15 protein-coding genes are annotated in these 13,613 nt (G+C 66.9%); 8 read left to right on the forward strand and 7 right to left on the reverse strand.

The window, feature by feature from the left end:
• The coding region (locus tag ACNPP0_RS15430) for an enoyl-CoA hydratase/isomerase family protein (protein ID WP_448706368.1) at positions 1–542 on the reverse strand (542 nt) is incomplete at its 3' end.
• Positions 543–720: 178 nt separating this feature from the next.
• Here ACNPP0_RS15430 and ACNPP0_RS15435 point away from each other — a divergent pair.
• Positions 721–2,349, forward strand: a complete 1,629-nt coding sequence (locus ACNPP0_RS15435; RefSeq protein ID WP_448706369.1) for an AMP-binding protein — start codon at positions 721–723, stop codon at positions 2,347–2,349.
• Positions 2,350–2,436: 87 nt separating this feature from the next.
• Here the strand turns inward: ACNPP0_RS15435 and ACNPP0_RS15440 are convergent, their stop codons facing one another.
• Positions 2,437–3,078 carry a TetR/AcrR family transcriptional regulator gene (locus tag ACNPP0_RS15440; protein ID WP_046803192.1) on the reverse strand — a complete coding sequence of 214 codons (642 nt, stop codon included), beginning with the start codon at positions 3,076–3,078 and terminating at the stop codon, positions 2,437–2,439.
• A 229-nt stretch (positions 3,079–3,307) separates the two neighbouring features.
• Between ACNPP0_RS15440 and ACNPP0_RS15445 the strand changes: the two genes are divergently transcribed.
• The 5 genes from ACNPP0_RS15445 to ACNPP0_RS15465 all read left to right on the forward strand — a co-directional run bounded on the left by ACNPP0_RS15445 (position 3,308) and on the right by ACNPP0_RS15465 (position 8,169).
• Complete coding sequence (locus tag ACNPP0_RS15445; RefSeq protein WP_332609819.1) at positions 3,308–3,790, forward strand: MaoC family dehydratase; 483 nt, start codon at positions 3,308–3,310, stop codon at positions 3,788–3,790.
• A gap of 5 nt (positions 3,791–3,795) precedes the next feature.
• Positions 3,796–4,776 carry an SDR family NAD(P)-dependent oxidoreductase gene (locus tag ACNPP0_RS15450; RefSeq protein WP_448706370.1) on the forward strand — a complete coding sequence of 327 codons (981 nt, stop codon included), beginning with the start codon at positions 3,796–3,798 and terminating at the stop codon, positions 4,774–4,776.
• Positions 4,773–5,255 carry an acyl-CoA thioesterase gene (locus ACNPP0_RS15455; RefSeq protein WP_332609822.1) on the forward strand — a complete coding sequence of 161 codons (483 nt, stop codon included), beginning with the start codon at positions 4,773–4,775 and terminating at the stop codon, positions 5,253–5,255. Before ACNPP0_RS15450 ends, ACNPP0_RS15455 begins: the two co-directional genes overlap by 4 nt.
• A 50-nt stretch (positions 5,256–5,305) precedes the next feature.
• Entirely contained in the window at positions 5,306–6,883 is a 1,578-nt protein-coding gene (locus tag ACNPP0_RS15460) for an aldehyde dehydrogenase family protein (RefSeq protein ID WP_448706371.1), read from the forward strand.
• An 80-nt stretch (positions 6,884–6,963) separates the two neighbouring features.
• Positions 6,964–8,169: an acetyl-CoA C-acyltransferase gene (locus ACNPP0_RS15465; RefSeq protein ID WP_448706372.1), complete on the forward strand. Its 1,206-nt coding sequence runs from the start codon at positions 6,964–6,966 to the stop codon at positions 8,167–8,169.
• Positions 8,170–8,181: 12 nt separating this feature from the next.
• Here the strand turns inward: ACNPP0_RS15465 and ACNPP0_RS15470 are convergent, their stop codons facing one another.
• The 5 genes from ACNPP0_RS15470 to ACNPP0_RS15490 form a co-directional block, all read right to left on the reverse strand.
• Complete coding sequence (locus ACNPP0_RS15470; protein WP_448706373.1) at positions 8,182–8,571, reverse strand: SecDF P1 head subdomain-containing protein; 390 nt, start codon at positions 8,569–8,571, stop codon at positions 8,182–8,184.
• A 61-nt stretch (positions 8,572–8,632) separates the two neighbouring features.
• Positions 8,633–10,177: a caspase family protein gene (locus tag ACNPP0_RS15475; RefSeq protein ID WP_448706374.1), complete on the reverse strand. Its 1,545-nt coding sequence runs from the start codon at positions 10,175–10,177 to the stop codon at positions 8,633–8,635.
• Positions 10,174–10,800 carry a hypothetical protein gene (locus ACNPP0_RS15480; RefSeq protein ID WP_448706375.1) on the reverse strand — a complete coding sequence of 209 codons (627 nt, stop codon included), beginning with the start codon at positions 10,798–10,800 and terminating at the stop codon, positions 10,174–10,176. The genes ACNPP0_RS15475 and ACNPP0_RS15480 overlap by 4 nt, the downstream gene beginning before the upstream one ends.
• 2 nt (positions 10,801–10,802) lie before the next feature.
• A complete protein-coding gene (locus ACNPP0_RS15485) occupies positions 10,803–11,468 on the reverse strand; it encodes an RNA polymerase sigma factor (RefSeq protein WP_332609830.1) in 666 nt (221 codons plus the stop codon).
• 113 nt (positions 11,469–11,581) lie between these two features.
• A complete protein-coding gene (locus ACNPP0_RS15490; protein ID WP_332609831.1) occupies positions 11,582–12,169 on the reverse strand; it encodes a hypothetical protein in 588 nt (195 codons plus the stop codon).
• A 201-nt stretch (positions 12,170–12,370) separates the two neighbouring features.
• Between ACNPP0_RS15490 and ACNPP0_RS15495 the strand changes: the two genes are divergently transcribed.
• Both ACNPP0_RS15495 and ACNPP0_RS15500 read left to right on the forward strand, forming a co-directional pair.
• Complete coding sequence (locus ACNPP0_RS15495) at positions 12,371–12,832, forward strand: hypothetical protein (protein ID WP_332609832.1); 462 nt, start codon at positions 12,371–12,373, stop codon at positions 12,830–12,832.
• A 108-nt stretch (positions 12,833–12,940) separates the two neighbouring features.
• On the forward strand, positions 12,941–13,613 hold a 673-nt coding region (locus tag ACNPP0_RS15500; protein WP_448706376.1), incomplete at its 3' end, for a hypothetical protein.

The raw sequence follows: 13,613 nt of genomic DNA on the forward strand, positions 1-13,613 counted from the left end.
GCGTCCGCCAAGCCCCAGGCCTGCGCGATGTCGGCGCGCAATGCCAGGTCGGTAAACAGCGCCCGCTTGGCGCGCGCGGGCCCGACCAGCGCGGCCAGGCGGGGCAGGCCGCCCCAGGCCAGCGGCAAACCCAGCCGCACTTCAGGAAAGCGCAGCAAGGCGTTGGCCGCCAGCACGCGCCAGTCGCAGGCCAACGCCAGCACCGCGCCGCCGCCCACCGCCGCGCCGTCGATGGCGGCGACGGTAACTTGCGGCAATTCGCTCCAGGCGCGGCACAGCGCTTCGCCGCGCGCCAAGGCGCGTTGTGTGCTCAGCGGATCGTCATGGCCCCATAGCGCGGGGTCTTTCAAGTCGATGCCGGCGCTGAAGACGGCCGGCGTGCCGGTCAGCACCACGGCGCGGATGTGGTCGTCGCGCGCCAGCTCGGTCGCCGCGTCGATCAGCGCGTCCATGGCGGCCAGGTTCAGGGCATTGGCCTTGCCGCCCCGGTCATAGCGCACGATCGCCACGCCGTTATCCCGCTCGATTGCAACCATGCGCATGGGGTTCTTCCGTGCTTGTTTGGGAAAATCTGCTGGATATACTACCAAGTATGTTGAAACCCGCAAGGCTTCCGTGGCGCATCGAGGTTGGCCTGCGGGTAAGTCCGTATCCGGCGGTGCTGGATAGCCGGGGGAAAGTCATGAAAAATAAGGCAAATAACAAGGAAGGAGACGATTGATGAACGACGACGCTCGGGCGGAGATTCCGGACCGCCAGGCTTGCGTGCTGCGCTACTTGCTGGAGGCGCAAGCAGAAAAGATACCGGACAGAATCTTCGTCCGCTTCCACGGAGGCCCGACTTGGACCTACGCCCAGACGCTGGCGCGTGTTCAGCAGCGGGCGGCCACCCTGCGTCGGGAAGGCGTCAGGCAGGGTGACCGCGTGCTGTGCTGGATGGGCAATGGGCCTGAACTATTGGCCAGCTGGTTCGCCATCAATTACCTGGGCGCGGTATATGTGCCGCTGAACACGGCCTTGCGCGGGCGGCCGTTGGCGCACGTGCTGGACAATGCGCAGGCGGCCTTGATGGTGGCGCATCGCGCACTGGCGGGCCGCTTGCATGACGTGGCGCCGGGGGCGCTGGCGCGTGTGCTGCTCACTGGTGATGAACAGGGTGACGCGCCGTTGCAGCCGCCCGCCGGGGTGTCCTTTGCGCCCCTGTCTGACGCGGCCGACGCACCCCCGCCGGCGCTGCTGGCCCTGGACGCGCCGATCGAACCCTGGGATACGCAGTCCATCATGTACACGTCCGGCACCACCGGCTTGCCCAAGGGGGTGGTCACGTCCTACGTGCAGATTTACACCATGGGGCCCGACGCGTTCGACTGGATCACGCCTGACGATCGCTGCATGATCGCCGGTCCGATCTTTCACTGCGGCAGCACGCTGTACGTGTACGCCATGCTGGCCTACGGCGGGTCGATTGCGATGGTGCCGGAATTTCGCACCGACCAATTCTGGGACGCCATTCGCGACACCGAAAGCACGGTGGTGCTGCTGCTGGGCGTGATGGCGAACTTTCTGCTCAAGCAGCCGCCGTCTCCGCGTGACCGCGAACACACCTTGCGCGGCGTCTTCATCGTGCCGTTCGGCGAGGACGCGCCCGCGTTTCAGGCTCGCTTCGGGGTCGACCTGTACACCGTGTACAACATGACCGAAATCGCCAGCCCCTTGAGCGCCGGGCCGGGTTTGACCGAAGCCGGGCGCTGCGGCAAGCCCCGACCCTGGTTCGAGCTGCGCGTGGGCGATGCGCAAGACCGCGCGGTGCCCGACGGCACGGTGGGCGAGCTGCTGATACGCTCGCATCGGCCATGGGCCTTGTTCTCGGGCTATTACCGCAACCCCGAGGCCACCGCCGCGTCCATGCGCAACGGCTGGTTCCACACGGGCGACGCGTTCCGCCGCGACGCCGACGGCACGTTTTTCTTCGTAGACCGCTTGAAGGACGTGATTCGGCGGCGCGGGGAGAACATCTCGTCGTTCGAGCTGGAAGGGGAAATCTGCGCCCACCCGGACGTGCGCGAAGCCGTGGCCGTGGCGGTGCCCAGCGTACACAGCGAAGACGAAGTGCTGGCGGTTGTCACCGCCGTGGACGGGGCGCGGGTGGACGAGGCCGCGCTGATCGCATGGCTGGCCGAACGCGTGCCGCACTACATGGTGCCGCGCTACGTGCGCGTGGTGGACGATCTGCCCAAGACGGCCAGCGGCAAGCTGCAAAAGCATGTGCTGCGCAGCGAAGGCCTTGCCGACGGCACGTGGGATCGCGAAGCGGCCGGCATCAAGCTGCGCCGCGAACGGCTGGCTTGATTGGGTGGCGGGCTGCGCGGGGCGGCATGAATGGCGCGCGATACATGGCGCGCGATACATGGCGCGACATCCCGCGCCGCCCTGCGCTCAGGCGCGCGTGCCCAGGCCGGCGATGATGGTGTGCACGACCTTGTTGGCCAGGATCTCGCGATCATCGCGCGTTTCGCCCAGGCGCGGGCGATACCAGACGGCCAGCCAGTTGATGGCGCCCAGCGCCGCCTTGATGGCCACCGATACGTCGTCGATGGCCAGCGATCCATCCTCCACGCCCTCGTAGGCCACCCGCTTGAACAGGGCTTCGAAATCGTCGCGGATGGTCATCAGCTCGGCCAGCGTCTGCCGCTGGGCGGGCGTGGTCGCGCCCAGCCGGTGCATGTGCACACCCTGCACCACAACGGTCTCGAACGCCAGGTTTTCCATCATCGACAGCGCATGGTGCTTGAGCATCAGCGCCAGCCGGTGGGCCGCCGTGCCCGGTTCCTTCATGACCGGTCGCACCGCCTCGAAATTACGCCGCATGCCTTCGCGGTGCACGTCAAAGAACAGGTCCGTCTTAGACCGGTAGTAGTGGTAGACGCGGCCCTTGGTGGCGCCCAGTCGGCGCGCAACATCGTCGATGCTGGACGCGTGGAACCCTTGCTCCATGAAGCACTCGGCCGCCGCGGTCAGCAGTTCAATGTTGCCCATGCCGTCATCGCGTGCAGCCGTCACCGTAGGTTCCCCATTCATGCGCGTTTCTCCATCCATGCGTCGCGGCAAAGCGCCCAGTTTAGCCAATCGCCCGGGGCCGGGCGGCGTGCCGCAGCGCTGGGTGCAGGGGCGCCGCATCGTTCGCACGGCCTATACAAATCTAAAAACCGGAGTTTATACTACCCGGTATGTTTTTTGGCTTCGGCACGCAAATGTGCTTGCCGTGGTTCACGCCTTCATCGTCTTCCCCTTTCAACAACGGCCGCCCATGACCCCAGACCTCGTTCAAGAATCCCTTATCGACCCGCGGGTACTGGCCGCGCGGGTGTCGCAGGAAATCGGGGTGTCGGACTGGTTGACCGTCACGCAAGAACGGGTGGACCTGTTTGCCGATGCCACCGGCGACCACCAGTTCATCCACGTAGACCCGGAACGCGCCGCGCGCGAAGGCCCGTTCGGTGGCCCCATCGCGCATGGCTTTCTGTCCTTGTCCTTGCTGACTGCCTTCAGCTTGCAGGTGCTGCCGGTATTTGCAGGCGCCATCGGTGTCAACTATGGCTTCGACAAGGTCCGCTTTTTGACCCCCGTGCCCGTCGGCGCGCGCGTGCGCGGCCGCTTCGTGCTCAGCGAATTCACGCCGCGCAATGACCGCGAATTCATCACCCGCTATGCCGTCACCGTCGAGATCGAAGGCGCCGCGCGCCCTGCGCTGGTGGCGGACTGGATCACCATGACCGTGCTTGAAGGATGAATGCCATGACCATACGCTTTGATGATCGCGTCGCCATCGTGACGGGCGCGGGCCAGGGGCGGGGCCGCAGCCACGCGCTGCAACTGGCCGCGCGCGGCTGCCGAGTAGTCGTGAACGACTATGGTGGCGCGGTGCAGACCGGCGTGGTGCAGACCAGCGCGGTGCAGACCGGCGTGGTGCAGACCGGCGCGGTGCAGACCGGCGTGGTGCAGACCAGCGTGGTGCAGACCAGCGCCGCGCAAGCCGTTGTCGATGAGATCATCCGCGCCGGCGGCCAGGCGATTGCCGACGATGGCAACGTATGCGATAGCGCCGCCGTCGACGCCATGGTGGCGCGCGCCGTGCAGGCCTGGGGCCGCGTCGACATTCTGATCAACAACGCCGGCATCCTGCGCGACAAGACCTTCGCCAAGATGAGCGCCGACGATTTCAACGCCGTCATCAATGTGCACCTGCTGGGATCGGCCAACTGCGCGCGCGCCGTGTGGCCGATCATGCGCGAGCAGCGCTACGGCCGCATCCTGATGACAACGTCCACCTCGGGCATGTACGGAAACTTCGGTCAATCGAACTACGGCGCGGCGAAGGCGGGCGTGGTGGGGCTGATGAACGTGCTGCATCTGGAAGGTCAGAAGCACGGTATCCATGTGAACGCACTGGTGCCCACCGCCGCCACCCGCATGACGGCCGAGATGTTCGATGCCGACGCGCTGCGCGCGCTGGACCCCGCGTTCGTGACCCCGGCGGCGCTGTTCCTGGTGGCAGAAAGCGCGCCCAGCCGCACGGCCCTGCTGGCGGGCGCCGGCACCTACGCGCGCCTGGCCATCGTGGAAAGCGCGGGCATGTATTTCCCCGAGAGCGACCGCACGCCGGAAAGCATCGCCGCGCACTTCGACGAGATCGCCAGCCTGGACAACCTCATCGAACCGCCCGAAGGGCTTGCGCATGTTGCCCGCATTCTGAAGCGCGCGCAGGAGGCGGCATGAGCGCAAACGAGAATGAAGCCGCGTCCGGCCCCGCTCCGCAACGCGCCACGCCGCACGCCCGCAGCGACTACCCGCGCTTGATGCCGATGACCACACGGTTGCGCGATACCGACGTCTACGGCCACATGAATAACGTTGTCTACAACGAGTATTTCGACACCGCGGTCAACCAGACGTTGATCGAACTTGGCGTGCTGGACCTGCGCCAAAGCGAGGTGATCGGGCTGGTCGTGCATAGCCAGACGTCCTACTTCCGCCCGGTGTCGTTTCCGGATTCCGTCGTGCTGGGCCTGCGCGTGGGCCGCCTGGGCCGCAGCAGCGTCACCTATGAATTCGCGCTGTTCCGGGGTGACGACGAGACCGCCGCCGCGCAGGGCAGCTATACCCACGCCTACGTTGACCGCGCCACCAGCCAACCGGTTGCCTTGCCGTCGGCCTTGCGCCGTGCGCTGGAACCCTTGCTTGTCGGGGCGGCGTGATGCGCCGCCTTGCGTGGCCACGCTGACCACAACGCTGCCCGGGAGCCCCCGTGAACGCCCACACCCTGCCTCGCGTCACGTATTCGAATATCCACGCGGATTTTTCTTCGGTACACGACCTGCTGGACCTGCGCCTTCCCGACTTCGAAACGCGCATGCTGGGCCGCGACCATCGTCACCGTCTGAACGGCGAATTCGTGGCGGGCGAAGCGTTGCAGGACGTGTATTCACCCATTGACCATTGGCTGATGATCGGCCGCTTTCCATGCGCCGATGCCGACACGGTCGACCGCGCCATCGCGTGCGCCAAGCGTGCGCAGCCGGCCTGGGATGCGCAAGGCTGGACGGCCCGCATCGCGGTGTTGCGGCGCCTGGCGATGGTGCTGTCCGAACGCAAGCTCGACTTCGCCATGGCCACGATGATTGAAATCGGCAAATCGCGGCTGGAAGCGTTGGGCGAAGCCGAGGAAGCGGTGGACCTGATCCGCTACTACTGCGATCAGGCCGAACGTAGCGATGGCTACCGGCACCCCCTGGCGCGCGCATTCGACAACGAAAGCACGCTGGACGTGTTGCGCCCTTATGGCGTCTTCGCGGTCATCGCGCCCTTCAATTTCCCGCTGGCCCTGTCGGTCAACATGGTGTGCGCCGCGCTGCTGGCGGGCAATACCGTGGTCTACAAGCCGTCGCCGCGCGCCGCGCTGACCGGGGCATTGATGCTGGGCGCCTGCGACGCCGCCGGCCTGCCGCCCGGCTGCGTCAACGGCGTGCAGGGCGGCGCGAAGACGGGCGCGTTGCTGGCGCATCACACTGCCATCGACGGCTACGCATTCACCGGCAGTCTTGATGTCGGCATGGACCTGCTGCAAACCGTAGCGGCCGGCCGTCATGCGCGGCCCGTCATTGCCGAGATGGGCGGCAAGAGTCCCACCTACGTTACCGCCAGCGCCGATATCGACGTGGCGGTGCAAGGCGTGCTGCGATCCGCGTTCGGCCTGCAAGGGCAGAAGTGTTCGGCCGGGTCCAAGGTCTACGCGCACACGGCCGTGTACGACGCGTTCGTGGAGCGCCTGTGCGCGGCGGCCGACGACATTGTGGTGGGCGACCCGCGTGACCGAGCCGTATTCATGGGGCCGCTGATAGATGAAGCCGCGTGGCGGCGCTACCGCACCGCGTGCGAAGACGCCGACGCCTGCGGTCAAGTCCTGGCCGGTGGACGCCGCTTGAACGCCGGCGAATTGGCTTACGGACACTATGTGCGTCCCACTGTCGTTGCGGGCTTGCCGGCCGATCACCGCTTGAACCGCCAGGAATTGTTCCTGCCCTTGGTGTCGGTATTGCCGTTCGATGAATTGCACGCCGCCATCGACGACGGCAACGCCGTGATGTACGGGCTGGCCGCCGGCTGCTACGCGCGCGAGCAAGCCGAGATCGACACGTTTCTGAACCGCGCCCAGGCCGGGGCGCTGTACGTCAATCGCGCCAGCGGCGCGACGACGGGCGCGTGGCCGGGCATCCAGACGTTTTGCGGCTGGAAGGGCTCGGGCATGACGGGCAAGGGCGGGCTGGGCCCGTACTACGTCGCCCAATTCGCGCGCGAACAAAGCCACACCGTCTGGCGCGCCTGATGCCGCAGCAACGCGGTCCGCATCACCCCCAGTCCGCAGCACCTTGCCGTCACCCGCCTTCGTCACATCAGGAACCCATCATGAGAGAAGCCGTCATCGTCTCCACCGCCCGTACGCCCATCGGGCGCGCGTATCGCGGCGCGTTCAACGACACCACTGCGCCGACCCTGGGCGGCCATGCCATATCGCATGCCGTCGCCCGCGCGGGCGTCGCGCCGGGCGAAGTCGAAGACGTGATCCTGGGCGCGGCGTTGCAGCAGGGCACCACGCACATGAACGTGGCGCGGCAGGCGGCATTGCGCGCCGGGCTACCGGTACACGTGGCCGCGATGACGCTGGACCGGCAGTGCGCGTCCGGGCTGATGGCCATTGCCACGGCCGCGCGGCAGGTCACGCAGGAAGGCATGGACATCGTGGTGGCGGGCGGTTTGGAGTCGATCTCGTTGGTGCAGAACGCCAGCATGAATCGCAACCGCTGGCTGGACGACGCGTTGATGCGCGAGCAGCCCGAGATCTTCATGAGCATGCTGGAAACCGCTGAAATCGTAGCCGGCCGCTACGGTATCCCCCGCGCCGCGCAGGACGCATACGCGCTGCGTTCGCAGCAGCGGACCGCCGCGGCGCAGGCGGCCGGCCGTTTCGATGACGAGATCGTGCCGCTTTCCGCCGTCATGCAGGTCACCGATCGGGCTACGGGCCAGACCACCGCCCAGCCCGTCACGCTTGCGCGCGACGAGGGCAACCGGCCCGACACCACGCTGGCAAGCCTTGCGGCCTTGCAGCCGGTGTTCAAGAACGGCCAGCGGCTGGATGTCGGCCAGTACATCACGGCGGGCAACTCATCGCAATTGTCGGACGGCGCGGCGGCCTGCCTGGTAATGGAAGCGGGCGTGGCGCGACGGCGCGGTCTGACCCCGCTGGGTACTTATCGCGGCATGGCGGTGGCCGGTTGCGGCCCTGAGGAAATGGGCGTCGGGCCGGTGCATGCCGTGCCCCGCCTGCTGGCGCGGCACGGGCTGACCGTTGACGACATCGGCTTGTGGGAATTGAACGAAGCGTTCGCGTGTCAGGTGCTGTACTGCCGCGACCAGCTGGGCATCCCGGACGACCGCCTGAACGTCAATGGCGGCGCCATCGCCATCGGGCATCCGTATGGCATGTCGGGCGCGCGCATGGCCGGGCACGCGTTGATAGAAGGCCGGCGGCGCGGGGTGCGTTATGCCGTTGTCACGATGTGCGTGGGCGGTGGCATGGGCGCGGCCGGCCTGTTTGAAATCGCGGGGTGATCCCGCCGGCGCTTACTTGGCGACGTTCTCGTCGTCAATCGACAAGCCGCCTTCTTTCATGATGCCCTGGGCGATGTCTTCCGCCGACTTGCCGGCAAAGCCATGTTCGCCTGCCGTGATGCGAAAGCTGTCGCCTTCCAGGGGGCTCATCAGCGTGGCCGACGACAGCAGGATGCCGTTCGAGCGGATCTGGATGCGTTTGCCGACCCGGTCGCGGGTGAAGTCGGCCAGGGCCTTGCGGCTGTCGGGTTTGAGTTCAATATCAACCACGCGCGCGCCGGTGTTCGGGTCGGATGACGCGGTGGCGCGCTGGGCTTGCAAGGTGACGCTTTCGGCGTGCGCGGCCAGCGGCATCGCCACGGCGGCGGCCACGGCCAGGATCAGGTGTCTCATTAGGGGCATCGCGGACTCCTTCTGTTGGACAACGCCAATATCCTAGCCGAAGTCGCGTGCCCCGTTAACGTCAGGGCTGGCCGGCCGGGCGCACGCCCAGGGCTCGCATCCATGGCGTGTCCGGCAGCCCCTGAATGGGCGGCATGCCGGGCAGCGCCATTCCCATGGGGTTGCGCGTGACGTCTTGCAGCACGGCGGCCCACTCGCGCGGGTCCAGCGGTTCGCCCATGCGCACGCGCAAGTCCAGCAGGTCCAGCGCGGCGCGGCGGTGGCCGGCCTCGGCGGCGTCGCGAAACAAGCGTTCGGCCACGTTGTAGTTCTTGGGCACGCCGCGCCCCATCCCGGCCAGTTCGCCTAGATAGGTTTGCGCGGGCGCAAAGCCCTGGTCGGCGGCGCGCTGATACCAGCGAGCGGCAGCCTTGTAGTCCTGCTGCACGTGTTCGCCGTTCTCCAGGATCAGCCCCAAGGTGGTCATGGCTACGACGTCGCCCGCTTGCGCCCGTGCTTGCAGCGAGGCCAGGCGGGGTTCGTCCAGGTATTGCGCGCCGCGTTCGACTTCGTATTCCCACGCGCTGATGCGCGCCTTGATCAAATCGCGGCCCAGCGTGGGGGAAGGGCCACGCCCCGCCTGGCCCGGCTGGCCGGGTTGGGCGGGGGGCGTGGCGGGCGTCTGGCCGTCGGCCAGGCTGGTGAACGTGACGGTGCCGACCAGGCTGCTGGCGTAGTGCGGAACCTGGCGGTAGGCGGTGGCTACCTGCACATCGCCCGTCAATTGCTTGAAGAACGTTTCAACCGGCGCGGACGCGGGCAGCTCGGCCAACCCTTGCGCGAAATAAAACGCATAGGGGCTGTGGCGCGGACCGTCATTGCCAAAGCCGTCTTCGGCCGTGGCGCCGGGCTGCGTCGAAAACGCAATCAGCTCGCCGCCCGCGGGCACAGCGCGAACCAGGCCCACCGACGGTGCGCCACGCGTCAGGTTGGTACGGCAGGCATCCAGCACCAGCAGACGCGCACGCACTTGCGCGCGGCGCAGCGCCTGCGACACGCGCTTCAGGCTTAACGAGCCCTGTTGCGCGGTGCGGATGCGCACGTCGGCCAAGGCCACGGGCAGTTCTACGCCGAACAGGTAGTTCACGTCATCCACCGCCACCGCGTGGCCGGCGAAGTACACCAGCGCCAGATCGGCGCCGTTTGCTCGGGTGGCGAATTCGTCGACGGCCGCTTCCATCTGGGCGGTGGTCAGATCGGTCAGCAAGGTGACGTCGACGTTGCGGCGGCGCAGCGTGTCGGCAACCAGACGCGCGTCGTTGACCGGATTCGCCAACGCATTGGTGGGCACGGCGTAACGGGCGTTGCCGATGACCAGCGCATAGCGGCGGGTGGCCAAAACGGGAGTGGGCGTGGGCGCGGCGGTGGCGGCGCCCGGCGCGGACAGGCTTGGTGGGGCGGCGCCCAGCAGGCCGGCGCCGAACAGGGCGGTGACCAGGCGGCGGCGGGTCCGGCTAAGGCTGGGGGCGGACTTGGCGGACATGGCGGATGTGGCGGACATGGCGGGCACGGTGGACACGGCGGGCACGGTGGACACGGCGGGCAGGGCGGATCGGCATGGCTTCATGGCGCGGGGCAAGGGCCGGGCAGTGCCGCCGCAACGCCCACCGCGCCCAGCGCCGTGGCGGCGTCGTGCAGCGAGGATACGCGCGCGGCGCTCAACACAAAGCGGCCGTCTTCGTCGGGCCCGGCCACGATGGACACCGCGTACTGCGCCAGGGTGTTGCGCAACTGCTTGGCGCTGACGGCGTCGGGCAGGTCCACGACCAGGCGCGGGCAAGCGCCGCCGCCGCGCGTCAGTGTGCCGTCCTGCACCGGCACGCCGTCGGACAGCAAGCCATCGCGCGGCGCTTGCAGCAGCACGACCGCCGACAAGGCGATGGCCAACGCCCAGCCCAGCGGCATCAACGGGCTGGCGGGGGTGGGCCACAACCATTGCCACAGGCGCGCGCGCGACGAAGGCGGGGCGGGCGCGGGGCGCGACTGTTCGGCCAGCGCGCGCAGAAACTGCGTGTCGCGCTCGGCCTGGCCGATCTCGTTATGCGCAATCTGGCGCGCTTGCGCCAACAGGCGCCATTCGTCGATTTCGGCCTGCAATTCGGGGTTGCGCGCCAGCTCGGCTTCAAACGCGCGGCGCGCGTCGGCGTCCAGTTCCCCGGACAGGTAGGACAGTACGCGGTCTTCAGACATGATCAGTCCATTCCTTTGCGCGTGCAGTCGGCCACCAGCTTGCGCGCGGCATGCAGCCGGCTCTTGACGGTGGGCACGTGCAGGTCTTGCTGCTTGGCGATCTGTTCCATCGGCACTTCGTCCAGATACAGGAACATCGTGGCGCGCAAGGTGTCGCTCAGTTGGTTCAGGCAGTCGCGCATGCGCTGCACGACGGACAGGTGCTCGTACGCTTTGGCGGGGTCCGAGAAGGGCGATGGGTCGCCCACGTCTTCGGCGTCGTCAAAGACGTTGTCCTCGTGCTGGGCATCGGCGTCCGGCCCGGTCCATGGCACTTCGTGCCGGGTTCGGCGATGCATCTGTATCAGCTCGTGCAAGGACCCCCGGTACAGGTAGCCGCCCAGCTTGCTGACGGCCAGCTCGTGCGCCGCCCAGCCGGCGGGCGGCTGGCCGTGCAGAAAGCCTTCGTCCTTGAACGTGCGCGTTTGCAGGAATTTCATCAGCGCGTTGTTGAAGGCGTCGACCACCCCTTCCGGCGACGCGTTGAAGAATTTCTTGCGCAGCTTCAGCGTGATGTGCTGTTCGGCCTTGTTGCGGAAATCCAGCGCGTAGCGCGGGTCTGCATGCATGATGCGCAGCAGCGCGTCGACGTTGTTGATGACGTAGCGCTTGGGGTCGAGCGTGTTCATGGTTCAGTTTCTTGTTGTCGAACTGGACGCAGTAAACGTCAGCCCATCGGCAGGGAACGCCGCCGCCCTGCAAACCCAGGGCAGCGGCACCTTAGCCGTGCAAGGGCGGAAAATCAAGCGCGGCGGCGCAGGATGGCAACGCCACGGATGGTGAAGCCGATCACGATCGCCAGCGACAGGTAGAAGCCAAAGCCAAAGCTCATGTTGTTCCACAGGCCGGACGCCATATCGCCCGCCATGCCGCGGCTGGCGCGCGAGCCGCCCATGAAACCGGCGAACTGGCGGGTGGCCGCCATCAATTCACGCACCTGCGAAACCACGCCCATCAGCGCGATCAGCCACAACGCCAGCGGCATGAAATAGCCCAGGCGCGCCGCGCGTTGCGGCATCAGCGACGGCAGCAGGGGGCCCACCACGGCCAGCAGCCACAACAGCGCATAGATGCCCGCGCCCGGCGCCTGGCCGCCCATCGACCCTTGCATGCCGCCGCCGTTCTGCAAACGCAGCAGGTCATAGAAGCTGAGGCTGGCGTTCGATCCCATCATGCGTACGGTCAGCACCGAGAACACGGTGGTGGCCAACAGGAACAGCAGCGCGCCCACGGCGTCGCCACGGTTGACGCGGGCGGCGGCGGTGGCGGCCCAGCGCCCGCCGTGGGTCTTGGCCTGGGTCAATACGTCGCGCAGCTCTTTACCTTGCATGGTCATTCCTTTTCGGTTGCGGCAAATGGATGCCTGTACCAATGGCTATGCGCGGCGGGCAAAAAGGTTCGATTTATTTTTGACGGAATTTTCTTTCTATCTTTTTTTGATCTTTTTTCGAACCTTTTTCGATGCCGTGCGTAGCAAGAGGCAAGGGCGCGGATTTCCCCGCTGCCAATCATCCACACGGAGAACCCCATCATGTCCAACCCCACCGCCCTGGCCGCCCTGTATCAAACCGTGGTCCAAGACGAACTGGGCCTGGTCGCCCGCATCGACGAAGACGGCGACGTGATGTTCCGCTATCCCGACCTGGGCACCATGTTCTTCAGCGTGAGCGACGCCGACCCGGAATTTCTGCGCCTGGTGTATCCCAGCTTTGTCGACGCCAATGAACTGGGCCTGACGCGCGAGCAACTGCTGGAAGTCATGAACGCCGTCACGCATCGCTGCAAGGCCGTCAAGCTCAGCCTGGGGCAGGACCGCGCCGACAAGGCCGGGCGCATGTCCGCCTCGGTGGAAGGCTTTGTGGCGGGGCCCGACTCGCAGCCGGCCGAAGCGCTGCTGCGCGGCGTCGTGGCGCGCTGCGTCAGCGTCATCCGCCATGCGGCGAGTGAACTGGTCAAGGACGCGTTGGAACACAAGCAACGCGCCGCCGGCTAAGGGCTCTTTCGGCCCCCAACCGCCCAGCGGAATTGAAACAAGCCTGGCCCTGCCTTGTAACCTTGAGATACATTGCGGGGCCGGTTTCCCGACACCTTGATGATTTCGATGCACCCGTTCTTATTCCGTTCGTTGACCTTGCGCCTGATAACCATGCTGTTGCTGCTGGGAGGATTGAGCGCGTGCGCGGTCCAGACCAACTCGCGGGGCAAGCTGGTCTACGGCGTGGACACGGCGGCGTTGTTCGGCACCGAGATCGGCCAGTTCCCACTGCAGGGCGGTGGCGAGGGTACGCTGCGGCGCGAAGGCAAGAACTTCTCGGTCAAGCTGTCCGGCAACCAACGCGTGGTGCCCCTGAACAACGTGGACTCGGCCCGCATCGCGCGTACCGAGAACGTCGGCGCGCGTACCGTCGTGGTGATCGAGACCCAGCGGCGCAACTGCGACTACCGCTATACCGTGCTGGCCATCCAGGGTTCGGACGTGCTGTCCTGGGACGTGGGCAACTGCCGCGACCGGCCCGCCGTGCTGGTGCAGGATGACCGCGCCGCCCTGACGCTGGACTTCCCGAAGGGGGCCGGCATCGAACGCTTTGTCTACACGCAAGACGGCCGCATGCGCCGTGGCGACGTGAAGTCGGTAGCCGGCATGAATCCGCGCGCCAAGCCCTTCGCCGACGAATCCCTCTACCCTTCCGGTTACCACGATTCCTTGCGCCAGTACGGCGTCTATCCGCCACCCGCCGCGCCCGCCAGGCCCAAGCCCGGCAGGTCGCCCAAGG

This window comes from Achromobacter semiaridum (assembly GCF_053543755.1).

Bases quoted from the DNA above. Each gene is read 5' to 3' on its own strand.
- ACNPP0_RS15465 (WP_448706372.1), top strand. From the start codon at position 6,964: ATGAGAGAAGCCGTCATCGTCTCCACCGCCCGTACGCCCATCGGGCGC.
- ACNPP0_RS15440 (WP_046803192.1), bottom strand. From the start codon at position 3,078: ATGAATGGGGAACCTACGGTGACGGCTGCACGCGATGACGGCATGGGC.
- ACNPP0_RS15480 (WP_448706375.1), bottom strand. From the start codon at position 10,800: ATGTCTGAAGACCGCGTACTGTCCTACCTGTCCGGGGAACTGGACGCC.
- ACNPP0_RS15435 (WP_448706369.1), top strand. From the start codon at position 721: ATGAACGACGACGCTCGGGCGGAGATTCCGGACCGCCAGGCTTGCGTG.
- ACNPP0_RS15495 (WP_332609832.1), top strand. From the start codon at position 12,371: ATGTCCAACCCCACCGCCCTGGCCGCCCTGTATCAAACCGTGGTCCAA.
- ACNPP0_RS15445 (WP_332609819.1), top strand. From the start codon at position 3,308: ATGACCCCAGACCTCGTTCAAGAATCCCTTATCGACCCGCGGGTACTG.
- ACNPP0_RS15485 (WP_332609830.1), bottom strand. From the start codon at position 11,468: ATGAACACGCTCGACCCCAAGCGCTACGTCATCAACAACGTCGACGCG.
- ACNPP0_RS15450 (WP_448706370.1), top strand. From the start codon at position 3,796: ATGACCATACGCTTTGATGATCGCGTCGCCATCGTGACGGGCGCGGGC.
- ACNPP0_RS15475 (WP_448706374.1), bottom strand. From the start codon at position 10,177: ATGAAGCCATGCCGATCCGCCCTGCCCGCCGTGTCCACCGTGCCCGCC.
- ACNPP0_RS15455 (WP_332609822.1), top strand. From the start codon at position 4,773: ATGAGCGCAAACGAGAATGAAGCCGCGTCCGGCCCCGCTCCGCAACGC.
- ACNPP0_RS15470 (WP_448706373.1), bottom strand. From the start codon at position 8,571: ATGCCCCTAATGAGACACCTGATCCTGGCCGTGGCCGCCGCCGTGGCG.
- ACNPP0_RS15490 (WP_332609831.1), bottom strand. From the start codon at position 12,169: ATGCAAGGTAAAGAGCTGCGCGACGTATTGACCCAGGCCAAGACCCAC.